The sequence below is a fragment of the Lyngbya aestuarii BL J genome, from assembly GCF_000478195.2.
GTDB classification, from domain to species: Bacteria; Cyanobacteriota; Cyanobacteriia; order Cyanobacteriales; family Microcoleaceae; genus Capilliphycus; species Capilliphycus aestuarii.
Map to the genome: position 1 here is coordinate 1 of NZ_AUZM01000017.1, position 12305 is coordinate 12305.

A 12305-nucleotide genomic window follows, 5' to 3' on the forward strand; every position below is an offset into this window, starting at 1 on the left:
TGATGCGTCTATTGCGATGAAAATGGGTCATGTAGCCAGAGGGGCTTGTTTAGGCTTCCCCACTCAAAATACTCACGGCTATGAAATCGCCCATTTAGGTGCCATTGTCAACTGCGTTCAAATCCTAGAAGCATACTGTCAAGGGAGTTTTAGCGAATTTCCTCATTAGTCTCCAAAAAAAATTGAAGCTTGGGGTTGACAGAGCAAAATATTCTATTTATAGTAGTAAAGGTGAAAGGCGAAAAATGCTGGACACACAACTTGCCCCCATCGTCTAGAGGCCTAGGACACCTCCCTTTCACGGAGGCGACAGGGATTCGAATTCCCTTGGGGGTACTAAAGAAAAACCAAATAATCAAACCAGAATTTAAGCTTGGGGTTAGAACGCCTCAAGCTTTAGTTTTTATGGGTTTAATCGAGGTTTTACTAGCCAAACACCAACAACCAAAGCGGTAGAGTCACTAACAAAGCCCCAGAACCCATCGCGAGAGTCGTAACTGTTAACTCCCGATCTAAATTAAACGCTTCGGCTAATACCAACGTGGCAAAAGCAGGAGGAGTTGCCATTAATAATACCATAACTAAGAGCGGAGAACCCCCAAATCCCAGAATAGAGAGAATCGTCCCGATAACTAACGGAACAATCAACATCTTAATAGTAAGACTAACAGAAGCTTGTTTAAAATAACGCCAAGAGGAAAGCTGACTCAACCGCATTCCCATCAAAATCAACGATAAAGCAATCATCCCCCAAGCCATGAGTTGTAAAATTTGTTCGACTATATCGGGTAAAATTACATCACGAGATAACAAGCTAAACCCCAAACTCCACAACGCCGGATTTTTGAACATTACTGTCATCAAAGCGAGAATATTTTGAGTCTCTAAACCAAACCTCGCCGCTAATAAAACCCCCAACCCATAAGCCCCAATCGCAGAACCCAAACCATCATAAAATACCGCCCAACCCAAGTATTGCGGCCCAACCAATGATAAGATAATCGGAAAACCAATATAACCCGTATTTCCCACCATTGAACTTAAGATAAAACTCCCTTGCGTCGGGCGACTCCAAGATTCATTGAGATGAGAATTAGCCTGTTTTCGACTGATCCAAACCCAAGCCAAACCCCCACCCAATAACATAGCTATCCACGCCACCACAGGGGCTAACAAAATTTCTCCCGATAAATCTGCTTGACGTAAAAAAACAAAAATTCCAATCGGAACCCCAACCCAAAATAAAAACTTTCCAATCCAAACCGGAACAAAGGCAGGTAAAAAACGTCGAAGAATCCATCCCAATAGGACTCCGCCAATTAACCATTGATAGAGTTGTAGAAGTTGAGTCATGAGAGTAGAGATGAGAATGGCTAGATCTTGAATGTCATCATAGTCTAATTCAACGAATTGAGTAAATAGGTCAGCTTTTTATAATCTTTCCGGTTTGAATCAAAATATTTTTTAATTATAAAAAAATTAGTCTTAATTTAACCCTAAAAAGATCTCAAACTTGACTTTTTGATTGATCTATTATTGCCGATAGAACTTTAAAATTACTCGTCTTGAATTTTCAGAAATTAGAAATTAGCCAAAATTCAGAATTAGTCGGAAGAACAACTCATCTCTGTGTAAACTCAAAAGGTAAAAATTAGATCCACTTTAGATTAGACCCTAAAAAAACAGTTTTAGAGTTACACTGATCGGGTGCGATCCCCGTGTCACGAGTCAAACCCGACCCGTCAAATCAGATGTTAAGCAGGAATCGTTAAATTAATGCTGATAATCTTCAACTCACGGTCTAAAATCGATAAGTGGTGCTTTGACGAAAAGCAGGAGTGAAGCAGTTGAATAACGCAAGTCTGCCCGAAAATACACAACCCGTCTCAGAAATGGTTGCAGAGGACATCCCGGAGGCCATTCGAGATCCTCACGAGACTGAACCCGCAACGGCTAGCCAGTCGCAGCGAAAGAACCTATTTTGGAAGTTACTCGGACTGGGTATTGTTGCCTTTGGTCTGACCCTTGTCCTCAACTATCAATTTGGAATTCTGCTTCGACAGACACCGACTTCCTCACCCACTCCCACCGCCTCAGACAACCCAACCGTTGTTTCTACAGAACCTTCATCCTCTGCGAGTGATTTTCCAGGCGAAGATCAAGCCCCAACCCCAGAAGTCACTTCCCGTGAAGACCCCTCAGAAGATTTACTCGGTCATCTACCCTACGAAGAAGCCTCCCTAGACCAACTGAAAAGTATTACCGGAGATAGTAGCATCAAATTACGTCCAGCGGCCGCTCAAGCTTATTTAACCATGGTAGACGCCGCCCGCCGACAGAATATACGTCTAGTGGCAATATCTGGATTTCGCGATATTCAAGATCAAGAATATCTATTTTTTGAAGTGAAAGCCCAACGGGGACAAAATGCCAGCACACGCGCCGAAGTTAGCGCCCCTCCCGGCTATAGTGAACATCATACAGGTTACGCCATTGATATTGGGGATGGGAACTACCCCGATACTCATCTGGAAGTCACCTTTGAGGAAACAAAAGCCTTCAAGTGGTTGTCTGAGAATGCCGCTTTTTACAGTTTTGAGTTATCCTTTCCTCAAGACAATCCTCAAGGGGTGAGTTATGAGCCTTGGCATTGGCGTTATGTTGGCGATCGCCATAGTCTAGAAACTTTTTATAAGGCTAAGTCTAAGCTGGAAAATTCTCCCGACACCCCCAAAGCCGAGATCGAACCCTAATCTGTTATGAACCAAACCTCCCTCAATCTGATTGCGATCACCATTTTTACCCTAACAATGTCCGCCCTAGTGGGGCCATTCGTCAATTTATCTCCTCTGATTCCCGCAGGTTTGGCTTTTTCGTTATTAGTTCTGGGGACAATTGATACTTTTGCTCTCCAGGGCCAAGGGTCAATGATTTTAATTGAGGGTATAGAAGGTATTTCGCCTGAAAAACGAGATCGGATTCTGCGTCACGAAGCGGGTCATTTTCTCGTCGCCTATTTAATGAATATTCCTATTAGTGGTTATGCCCTCAATACTCTCGAGGCTTTTAAACAAGGGCAGACGGGACAAGGTGGAGTCAGGTTTAATGATCAGGAGTTATGGATTCAACTGCAAAAAGGCCAGCTTTCAGCCCAACGGATTGACCAATATTGTACGGTTTGGATGGCGGGGGTAGCCGCAGAAATTTTGGCTTATGAGAATGCCCAAGGGGGCCTAGAAGACCGAGGAAAAATTCGGGCGGTGTGGACTCAATTAAAACGTCCTCTTTCGGATGCCAATCTCAAAGAACGATGGGCAACTCTACAAGCTCAAACGTTAATTGAACAAAACCAATCTGCCTACACTGCGTTAGTCGAAGCGATGGAACAACGCATTTGCGTGGAAGAATGTTATCAAATTCTTGAGAAAACCTTAAAAATCAGTGCTTGAAGAAGGCTAAACCGCCTATTTTTTCGTAGATATTGACCTCAATTTCTCCTTTTCTGAGGAATTATGGTGAATTCTCCTTCAAATAGTGACAGTCTTGACCAAATACTTTGGGGTAGTCACGATAAATTATTTAGCAAGCAGTCAGTGGAAAACCCTTGCCTCCATTGGTCTGGGAAGGGATATTAAACGGGAGAATCCAATGACTATGACTATGACTATGACTTTCGATGACATTTATCGCTATTTTCAAAGCCCTCCGCCTGTTTATCTCAATAAAGAGTTGGCAGTGTGCTACATCTTATCTGTTGTTCTCAATGGAGATTCCTACGGTACTGAGTTAATTGACCGACTCGAAGAGGAATATTCCATCTACCGACTTTCAGATACTGTGCTTTACAGTGCCTTGAAGTTTCTCGAAGCACAAGGTAGCATTACAGGCTATTGGAAGAAGGTAGAGGGACGGGGGCGTCCTCGCAGAATGTACCAGCTTACTCCGGAATTTCGGCGCAAAGCTCAAGAGTTGTCTCACCTTTGGTACGAATATGCTCAAGAGTATGCGGTCGAACGTCAACTTGTGTAAAGTATTCTCAGGAAAACTTCACTCAAGCTGTCTGCACCGTAACCCATGACTGTTCCTGTTCTACCTTCTACCTTTGTGCTAACAGCACTTCTAGCCGTCGGTTTGTTTTTCTTCATCAAGGCTTCTGTAAAAGATCGCATTCAACAAGAAAAACTGATTGCTCAACAAGAGGCTGAGTCCTTGTTGACTCAGCTTCAAGCTTACTTTAGTTCTCGTGCTTATCGAGTGGCACAAACAAACCCAGCGGAAAATCAAATCACCTATGAGGGGCTTGTTCGTCCAAGTTGGTTTCTGGCTATATTTTTAACCCTGCTCACTGCCGTGGGATTATTGTGTTTAGCCCTAGTTCTATCCATGCTCGTTCAAGATAACGGTGAATGGTTTCTGGGGCTAGTCATTCTTTCTCCCTTAACGGGATTATTTTATTGGCAACGATCTAGACGCATAGAGCAGGTCTCACTGAAGCTCGAAGCTGCCGTTGACTCCGTTTCTCAACCCCAGAGTATTATTACGGTGAGAGGACATCGAGATGAACTCGCCACCCTGAAACAGTCTCTTGGGTTGAAATCATGGGACTCAACGCACTAACTCTAGTGTGGCTCAGAGTCAGATCTGACTCTTTATCCTGGAGGAGACAGAAGTTCTCACTCCTCAAAAATTAGGCTAAACGTGTAATGGGTTCGGTAGAGAGTTATAATTAAATCTCTCTGATCGAGTTAACCCAACTCCGATCTGAGCCTACTTCTGCCAAATCAGCATCAACTCTAGGAAAGTTGTTGTAAGATGACGCTCAAACTTAGACAAAAAAAACGATGTTGCCCACAACACCCAAGTCTAAACTCGAGCGGGAGCCGCAGTAGTTGCTTTCTCTGCAATCTGTTTTAAACTGGGGAACAGAAAATGGTTTTCTTCGACATACTGAGCGCCGAACAAACCCTTTTCTGCCCAGAAGTACCGATCTGTGGTATGCTCGTTTCGCTTCACAAGAAGCAGAGCCGGGGGAATGATTCCTTCAGCATGAATGAATCGGCGAGCAGCGGTTACCGGCTTCTCTTCTCCACTAGAAATGCTGTATTGAGGTACACATTCTAGAATTCGACGGCCTTCTTGTCTGCGACGGCTCTTGCGTTTACGTCTTCTAGCCAATTTAACTTACCTCCTGTTTTTTGCAGACGTGTTGTAAATCTAGCTACCAAATCCGGTTGAAGTATATCGATTCTGGCTCAAAATTTCAATATCTTTTAACAGATCGATACAAAAAAGCCTTGCAATAAAGCAAAAGCGGTGCTAGTACAACTCATCATAACCCATCCCTAGGGTAGATAGAAAGCGCTTAGGGCCAATTTTTATGGAAAAAATTATTCTCGACGGGTGTCCAACAGTCATTAATCACCATTTATCAGGTGTTTCAGTTCAGAGTGAACAGTTAGAAGTTTTAAGATCAAAGAATAGGCAAGGGTCAAGTATCCGACTCCCGACCCTAGCATCAGTCGCTCATCTGGTAAAAATGCTCTAAAATGCTAGATAAGCTCGCCAAATTGACTGGATTTGCGAGAAAAATGATTGACTGTACGCTCTTGAGAGACTCTATAGCCAGCAAGCGAGGGTTGCTCATCCCCAAATTCAATGCTCCTGTTTTCTCATGCCCAGTAGTTCCGAGTTCGTTACACTTTGCCAAGCTCAAGTCTCCCTTGTTGCTAGTTTGGGAGCGTCCTTGAGTATTGTCTACTTGGCGGAAGACTGGGTAGAAGGTGGCAGTCGAAAATTAATTCCCGTAGCGGCTTATCCAGAAACAAGTATAGATTGGCAAGAAAGTCAAGCCTTAATGCCTCCAGATTTTGAAACCGAAGACAGTTTGAACCCTCGTCCGCTTCTGCTATCAGGAACCTCCTCAAACCAATCCGAGCCGATTCCTCTCGTTGAGGTCGAATCCGAACAAAACTTTGATATCCCTTCTTCTCAACCTCTCTCCGAAGAACAACCCGTAGAACAGCGTCAATTTGTTTTACCCCTGATGCGTGAGGGTGTCGTTATGGGGTTTTTAGTCACGAGCCGAGAAGATCGACCTTGGACACCTCAAGAACAGCATCAAATACAAGCGATCGCGCACACCCTGACAACAGCTTGCATTCTAGATCGACGTTTTCAGTGGTTTCAGCAACAATTTACACAGCAGCAACAATTACAAGCCCAACAACACGACACCCTACACAGTCTCATGCACCAGTTGAAAAGTCCCTTAACAGCGGTGCGAACCTTTGGAAAATTATTACTCAAGCGGCTGTTACCCGAAGATAAAAACCATAGAATAGCAGACGGTATTTTGCGAGAAAGCAATCGCCTCGAAGAACTCCTCCAACAAGTCGATCAAACCCTCACCCTCAACGAGGAACTGATCCGTCTCCCGACAACCTTTGATCCCAGTATTATCCCGAGTTCAGAAACACTTACCCCTCCCGATAGCTATCTCCCAGAGGAAAACTCCCCCTCTCCTCGGACAACAACCCAAGTCTTGCTTCCGGCTTCCCAACCATTAGAAGCAACATCCATCAAAGCAGTTCTTGAACCCTTAATGGTTTCGGCCCAAGCGATCGCCGAAGAACGTGATCTTCACTGTATTGCAGAGATTCCCCCTCAATTACCCCTCGTACAAGCCAATTCTAAAGCCTTACGGGAAGTTTTAAGTAATCTGATTGATAATGCCCTGAAGTACACTCCAGCAGGGGGCTGTATCTATATTCGGGTTCATCAACCTACCCACCCCAATCAACCCTCAAATCAACTCGCGATCGCCATCAGTGATACAGGGCCAGGTATTCCCAAAGAAGATTTAGAACATTTATTTCAACGGGGATATCGAGGGGTTCAAGCCACAGGTCACATTCCCGGAACCGGATTAGGATTGGCGATCGCTCAAGACTTAATCAAAGAAATGCAGGGAAAAATTCAAGTCTTTTCTCCCGTCAACTCAGACTGGATACCCCCAAACCTCTCACTGTTTTCTCGTCTGGGTCAAGGAACAACCTTTATTGTTTGGTTAAAACTCTGGGGCTAATCAACCCCTTTTTAGGTTTCACCCGATATCGTATAATGCAAGTCGCAGAGTTAGAAAAACAACTCGCAGGCGTTGACCAAACTTTACCCCCATTTACCCCAGAATTTACGATCAATGACGAATACAAACGACCCTGATCTCATCAATCAGGATAATCCCAACGTTAATGTTCCTCCCCCAGTCAGTACCCCTCCTCATGCTGATTCTTCAGTCCAACGAGAAGATATCATGGCACGCGCAGAAGATCGCCGCAATGTGTGTCGAATTTTGAGTCGAGCGCACGTTTTAGTGTCAATTCGTTGGTCAAATACTCATCTGTATATTGGGATTCCTAGCACCGTTTTTGCGGCTTTAGCTGGGGTGCAAGCCATCTCAGAACTCGGTCAAACGGGTAGTAACTCCGGAAAAATCATTCAAATTATTCTTTCAGTTTTAGTCGCCGGGTTAGCCCCCTTACTTACTTTTTTAAATCCAAACGAAAGAGCCAATAATAATCAAACCGCCTCTAGAGTTTATGAACAAATCGGCGATCGTTATGATGCCTTTTTACTGCGATGTCTTGTCGAAAGACGCAGCTTAACACAAGAACTCGATGAATTAGTCCAGCTAAATCTATCTTATTCCGAAGAAAAAAAAGCCCTTCCCCTCACCCCGGAATGGGCATTTCAACAAGCGAAACGAGGTCAAATGATGACTCCTTTTGCACAAGACCATAAAAGCAAAACTTAATAACCGTCACCTTTTGCTAAAATTAAACACAGTTTATATGGGCATCCTTGTCGATTATCCTCCATGCGCTCTGAACTTCAAGGCTTAGAAATAACCAAAGGAGAATTAAAACATCTCAGTGGTTTAGGAATGAATCAGGTTTATCGACCTGCAACCTGGCAGAAATTCGCAAAGGAAGGATTTAAAAGCTTAATCATATCGATCTTAATTTTAATCAGTTACGGAATTCTAGCGACAGTTTTTGAATACCATCACCCGTTACTTATTCTTACCCATGTGATCATTGTAATCAGCGTTCTTCTCGATGATTTATACAAAATTTTTATCAGTGTCAGAAATCCCGACTTACTGTATATTTTTGATAAAATTGATCGCTATAATGCCATTGTTCAGAGCTTAATCTTACATGAAGACTTAGAAAAAGCGGGAAATTTGGAAGTCAAAATCTATCAGCGAGAACAAGTCCTAGCCGCACTCAACTTTCTTCGCGCCGATCTGGTTCGAGCCTTAAAAACAGAAAAAATCATTCGGAAAAATAAACAGTTTATTGCCAACAATCAGGAACTCTTAGAAACTGATTTAAGCACCATTATCACTCCTTTCAACTCCGACGAAACCACCGAACCGGGACGATTACTCAACGAGTCCCTCCAACTTGCTACAGAAGTCCATCAAAAACTTAAACAGTTGCAACAGAAACACTCTACCCGTTAAATGTTAGGCTGTTGTATTATGCACTCGACAAATCACAGCCGATGCAACCTAAAATTATTGTACTTGATGACGATCCGACAGGTTCTCAAACCGTTCACAGTTGCTTGTTATTGACACAGTGGGATATCGATACCTTGCGACTCGGACTTCAAGATCAGTCGCCGATTTTCTTTATCCTGACCAATACAAGAGCATTAACTCCAGAACAAGCCTCCCGCGTCACTCGGGAAGTCACTCAAAACCTTAAACAAGCGATCGCCGCAGAGAAGATCGAAGATTTTTTGGTCGTTAGTCGTTCCGACTCCACCTTGCGGGGTCATTATCCAGTCGAAACAGACGTGATCGCCGAAGAACTCGGGGGTTTTGATGCTCATTTTCTGGTTCCCGCCTTTTTTGAAGGGGGACGCATCACCCGTAATAGCGTTCATTACTTGATGGTTAACGGAGTTCCTACCCCTGTCCATGAAACTGAATTCGCCAAAGATTCTGTATTTGGCTATAGTTACAGTTATTTACCCGATTATGTAGCGGAAAAAACCCAGGGTAAAATTCCCGCGACTGCGGTTGAACGCTTTGTTCTCGATGATCTTCGGATCGGGACTCAACACCGCCTGATGCAGCTTTCTGGGAACCAATGCGTTGTGGTTGATGGAGAAACCCAAGCGGATTTAGATCGGTTTGCATCTGAGGTATTAGCCACCGCTAAAAAAGGAAAACGGTTTTTGTTTCGCAGTGCGGCGAGTATTCTGACTTCTTTAGCTTCCCTCGGACTGCAACCTGTTCCCGCCTCGGAGATGTCAAAATATAGCCGTGAGGGGAAACCGGGTGTTGTTTTAATGGGTTCTCATGTCAAAAAGTCAACCCAACAACTCGAACGCCTCCTCCAAGAATCATCAGTTGTGGGAATAGAAGTGGATGTCTCTCATTTACTCGAAGACAGTGCCGTTCAACGTCAAGATTTATTAACTCAAATTCTCCAACAAATTCGAGCCGTACATAGCGAAGGGAAAACACCCGTTATTTATACCAGTCGTGAAGAACTGACTTTTAACAGTGTTCAAACTCGGTTAGAATTTGGGGCAGCGGTTTCTGATTTATTGATGGATATTGTGCGAGGTTTACCCGCAGATATTGGATTTTTAATTAGCAAAGGTGGAATCACCTCCAATGATGTTTTAAGTAAAGGTTTAGCCTTGAAAACGGCTCGTTTGTTAGGTCAGGTTATCGCCGGATGTTCAATCGTAAAAACTTCCGATCATCATCCCCAATTTCCTAATTTACCTGTGGTTTTATTTCCCGGAAATGTAGGAGATACCGATGGGTTAGTCACAGTTTATCACCGACTTAGCCCACAGAAGTGAATCTCGAGGAGATCAGGACATTAACTCAACTCCAAACGCTAAATTAGCCGCTGACTGGGTTGATTCATTCCATTTTTTGTGGCTAATCAAAGCATTTTCACCGGATGGGAAATAAGATTTAAGGAAGATTATCCCATCCTTGAATTGGAGCCACTTCTAAGACTCCAGACGGCATCATCACCACTGTAAATTCTATCAAATTTTGGGGTAAAAGATTCGGTTGATGTAACTCCTCTAAAGGTGTTTCTGCTACCCAATCAGAAGCAGCAACATTCATCGGTTGATAAGAGGCAATTTTTCCATCAGCAGTCAGTTTCACCCGATAAACTAAAGTGTCGTTAAACCGAACAGACTGCCAATTTTGATCAATAGAGTTGTACAAGATTTGATTTAACTCCACCAACGTCTTAGAATCGGTAACTTCAGAGGATTTCAGTGAGGGTTTTAAATGAATTTCACTTGAGGTTTGGGTATTCATGGGTTGGAATATTTTCGGTGTATCAATCTCCCACAACTTCACCATTTCATCACTACTTCCAGTTGCTAAAACTTGACTATCTGGGCTAAATACTAGCGACCAAATTGGCTTTTTATGACCTTCCCATTGACGAATTTGTTGACCTGTCTTTGGGTTCCACAGTTGAATTGTTTTGTCATAACCTCCGCTAGCTAAAATCTGACTATCTGGACTAAATGCCAGTGACCAAACTGCTCTAGAATGTCCTTTGAGTGTATGCTGAAGTTGGAGGTTATTTAGTTGCCATAATTTAATCGTTTTATCGGTACTAGCAGTAGCTAAAGTTTGACCATCTGGACTCAATGCAACTGACCAAATAGCTTGAGAATGTGCTGTTAAAGTTTGTAACCGTTTTCCATCTGTTAATGACCAAATTTCAACAGACCCATTTTCACTCCCACTCACTAACGTTTGAGTATCAGAATTAAAGACAATTGAACGAACCCAGTCAGAAGTTTTTAGGGTTAAATGTTTTTTTCCAGTTGACAAATTCCAGAGTTTAATTGTTTTGTCAACACTCCCACTAGCCAACCATTTTCCATCAGAACTAATCGCTAAGGTTTTAACATCTTCTATATGACCTTTGAGAGTACGAATTAGTTCACCTGTTTCTAGATTCCAAAGTCTGATGCGGTTATCCCAACCTCCACTTGCAAGAATCTTGCTATCAGGACTCACAACTAACGTTTCAATCGCATCCGTATGACCCGAAAGGCTATGAAGAAGTTGACCGGTTTTCTGGTTCCAAATTTTAATTTTACCGTCATAACTTGCACTAGCTAAGTATTGATTATTAGGAGAAATTGCGATCGCATAGACCCAAGTTGAATGTCCCATCAGGGTTTTAGAAGCGGGTAAGCGCAAGGGTTCTTGAGTCTTGGGTTCGGTAAAAACGGAAGGTTGAAACTGTGGCTTCGGCCAACTTAAACCCAGTACAATCGTAATCGTAGAAAGGGTCAGGAGCGTCGGATATTTCCAGTGGTAACGTTGTGACTGTATCATGAGTTTATTCTCTGTGTTCAATGTGAGGTTAATGGGTGATAAAATAATAAGCTCAGAGGGTCTAGTCAGGAGATTCAGTCAAGTTTTGGCGTGAAAATTAACATTAGGAATTGCGAGCGACAGGCTTTTTGGTTTTATTTTTTCCTTGATTTTCCATCCACATCCGCACCAAGAATAACACCGTTGTTCCCGTCATTAAAATCATTGCGATGGGAGTGAGATAAGTCCAATGTCCTGACATTTTATCCCAAACGTGCCAAGTCAAAAGAAAGATGGCAACATAAGTTAATTGATGGATTTTCTTCCAATTTTTCTTGAGCTTTTTAACACTCCAGTCATTAGAAGTAATTGTCAGAATAGCGAAAATTAGGAAAGTAAAGATTCCTTGAATATAAATCCAAGAGGTTTTCAAATCGAAAAAGTCAATACTGCGCTGACGAACGAGTAAATATCCATGACCAACAGCAAAACCGAATGAAATAATTCCAATTAGACGTCGTTGTTTGAGGAGAAATTTAGGAATTCCGGTTTGTCGGGTTTGAGGAAAGACAATTCTAAGAATCGTTGGTGAGAGTGTGATGACATAGCTAATTAACGCCAAAATTCCTAAAATATGAGGCAATGAAGGTGTATCTAAGGTGAACATAACTCTTTCCAGTAAATGACTCAAGAAGAACTCGATACAGTTCGATTTGTCGGGTAGTAACAGTCACCTTGGGGTATGATCAAGACATCAATAAATAGCTCTATAATTCAAGCAAAGACAAATAATGCTGAATTTCTTTTCTATTTGCCCTTGCCTATTGCATCAGCTTTTACCTAAACTCACAGATCACTCACTTTAGTTTTGTCTAAATACTGTTGGTATAAATGACCAAGTTTTTAGACTTTTTGGGCT

Annotated in this window: 12 protein-coding genes, 1 tRNA gene and 1 pseudogene; 10 read left to right on the forward strand and 4 right to left on the reverse strand. The window is 42.7% G+C overall.

The window, feature by feature from the left end; all coding sequences use genetic code 11:
• Positions 1–169 (forward strand): annotated as a pseudogene (locus M595_RS30570) (M42 family peptidase); the annotation flags it as partial.
• Between the two features lie 94 nt (positions 170–263).
• Positions 264–336 (forward strand) — tRNA-Glu (locus M595_RS09375).
• A 90-nt stretch (positions 337–426) separates the two neighbouring features.
• Here the strand turns inward: M595_RS09375 and M595_RS09380 are convergent.
• A complete protein-coding gene (locus tag M595_RS09380; RefSeq protein WP_023065975.1) occupies positions 427–1353 on the reverse strand; it encodes an AEC family transporter in 927 nt (308 codons plus the stop codon).
• A 539-nt stretch (positions 1354–1892) separates the two neighbouring features.
• Between M595_RS09380 and M595_RS09385 the strand changes: the two genes are divergently transcribed.
• The 4 genes from M595_RS09385 to M595_RS09400 all read left to right on the forward strand — a co-directional run bounded on the left by M595_RS09385 (position 1893) and on the right by M595_RS09400 (position 4617).
• A complete protein-coding gene (locus M595_RS09385) occupies positions 1893–2753 on the forward strand; it encodes a M15 family metallopeptidase (protein WP_023065960.1) in 861 nt (286 codons plus the stop codon).
• A 6-nt stretch (positions 2754–2759) separates the two neighbouring features.
• Positions 2760–3449, forward strand: coding sequence for a hypothetical protein (locus tag M595_RS09390; RefSeq protein WP_023065940.1), 690 nt, complete (start codon positions 2760–2762; stop codon positions 3447–3449).
• Between the two features lie 217 nt (positions 3450–3666).
• Complete coding sequence (locus tag M595_RS09395; RefSeq protein ID WP_023066017.1) at positions 3667–4029, forward strand: PadR family transcriptional regulator; 363 nt, start codon at positions 3667–3669, stop codon at positions 4027–4029.
• Positions 4030–4074: 45 nt separating this feature from the next.
• Entirely contained in the window at positions 4075–4617 is a 543-nt protein-coding gene (locus M595_RS09400; protein WP_023065963.1) for a cofactor assembly of complex C subunit B, read from the forward strand.
• 246 nt (positions 4618–4863) lie between these two features.
• On the opposite strand, the gene M595_RS09405 is transcribed toward M595_RS09400, so the two are convergent.
• The gene (locus M595_RS09405; RefSeq protein ID WP_040483853.1) at positions 4864–5175 is read right to left on the reverse strand and encodes a DUF3155 domain-containing protein; all 312 of its coding nucleotides are present in this window, start codon (positions 5173–5175) and stop codon (positions 4864–4866) included.
• A 496-nt stretch (positions 5176–5671) separates the two neighbouring features.
• On the opposite strand from M595_RS09405, the gene M595_RS09410 reads away from it, so the two are divergent.
• The 4 genes from M595_RS09410 to M595_RS09425 all read left to right on the forward strand — a co-directional run bounded on the left by M595_RS09410 (position 5672) and on the right by M595_RS09425 (position 9888).
• A complete protein-coding gene (locus M595_RS09410; RefSeq protein ID WP_040483854.1) occupies positions 5672–7084 on the forward strand; it encodes a sensor histidine kinase in 1413 nt (470 codons plus the stop codon).
• 114 nt (positions 7085–7198) lie between these two features.
• Positions 7199–7813 (forward strand): SLATT domain-containing protein, encoded by a 615-nt coding sequence (locus tag M595_RS09415; protein ID WP_023065992.1) that lies wholly within the window; start codon positions 7199–7201, stop codon positions 7811–7813.
• A gap of 63 nt (positions 7814–7876) precedes the next feature.
• Positions 7877–8527, forward strand: coding sequence for a hypothetical protein (locus tag M595_RS09420; protein WP_023065999.1), 651 nt, complete (start codon positions 7877–7879; stop codon positions 8525–8527).
• A 41-nt stretch (positions 8528–8568) separates the two neighbouring features.
• On the forward strand, positions 8569–9888 hold the full coding sequence (locus M595_RS09425) for a four-carbon acid sugar kinase family protein (protein ID WP_023065970.1): 1320 nt from the start codon (positions 8569–8571) through the stop codon (positions 9886–9888).
• Between the two features lie 118 nt (positions 9889–10006).
• On the opposite strand, the gene M595_RS09430 is transcribed toward M595_RS09425, so the two are convergent.
• Positions 10007–11407: a WD40 repeat domain-containing protein gene (locus M595_RS09430; RefSeq protein WP_023065996.1), complete on the reverse strand. Its 1401-nt coding sequence runs from the start codon at positions 11405–11407 to the stop codon at positions 10007–10009.
• A 103-nt stretch (positions 11408–11510) separates the two neighbouring features.
• The gene (locus M595_RS09435; protein ID WP_023065997.1) at positions 11511–12053 is read right to left on the reverse strand and encodes a ferric reductase-like transmembrane domain-containing protein; all 543 of its coding nucleotides are present in this window, start codon (positions 12051–12053) and stop codon (positions 11511–11513) included.
• Positions 12054–12305 lie beyond the last annotated feature (252 nt).

What these genes read in the sequence shown, in the direction of transcription:
- M595_RS09380 (WP_023065975.1), bottom strand. Translation starts at nt 1,353, where the DNA reads ATGACTCAACTTCTACAACTCTATCAATGGTTAATTGGCGGAGTCCTA.
- M595_RS09385 (WP_023065960.1), top strand. Translation starts at nt 1,893, where the DNA reads ATGGTTGCAGAGGACATCCCGGAGGCCATTCGAGATCCTCACGAGACT.
- M595_RS09390 (WP_023065940.1), top strand. Translation starts at nt 2,760, where the DNA reads ATGAACCAAACCTCCCTCAATCTGATTGCGATCACCATTTTTACCCTA.
- M595_RS09395 (WP_023066017.1), top strand. Translation starts at nt 3,667, where the DNA reads ATGACTTTCGATGACATTTATCGCTATTTTCAAAGCCCTCCGCCTGTT.
- M595_RS09400 (WP_023065963.1), top strand. Translation starts at nt 4,075, where the DNA reads ATGACTGTTCCTGTTCTACCTTCTACCTTTGTGCTAACAGCACTTCTA.
- M595_RS09410 (WP_040483854.1), top strand. Translation starts at nt 5,672, where the DNA reads ATGCCCAGTAGTTCCGAGTTCGTTACACTTTGCCAAGCTCAAGTCTCC.
- M595_RS09415 (WP_023065992.1), top strand. Translation starts at nt 7,199, where the DNA reads ATGACGAATACAAACGACCCTGATCTCATCAATCAGGATAATCCCAAC.
- M595_RS09420 (WP_023065999.1), top strand. Translation starts at nt 7,877, where the DNA reads ATGCGCTCTGAACTTCAAGGCTTAGAAATAACCAAAGGAGAATTAAAA.
- M595_RS09425 (WP_023065970.1), top strand. Translation starts at nt 8,569, where the DNA reads ATGCAACCTAAAATTATTGTACTTGATGACGATCCGACAGGTTCTCAA.
- M595_RS09430 (WP_023065996.1), bottom strand. Translation starts at nt 11,407, where the DNA reads ATGATACAGTCACAACGTTACCACTGGAAATATCCGACGCTCCTGACC.
- M595_RS09435 (WP_023065997.1), bottom strand. Translation starts at nt 12,053, where the DNA reads ATGTTCACCTTAGATACACCTTCATTGCCTCATATTTTAGGAATTTTG.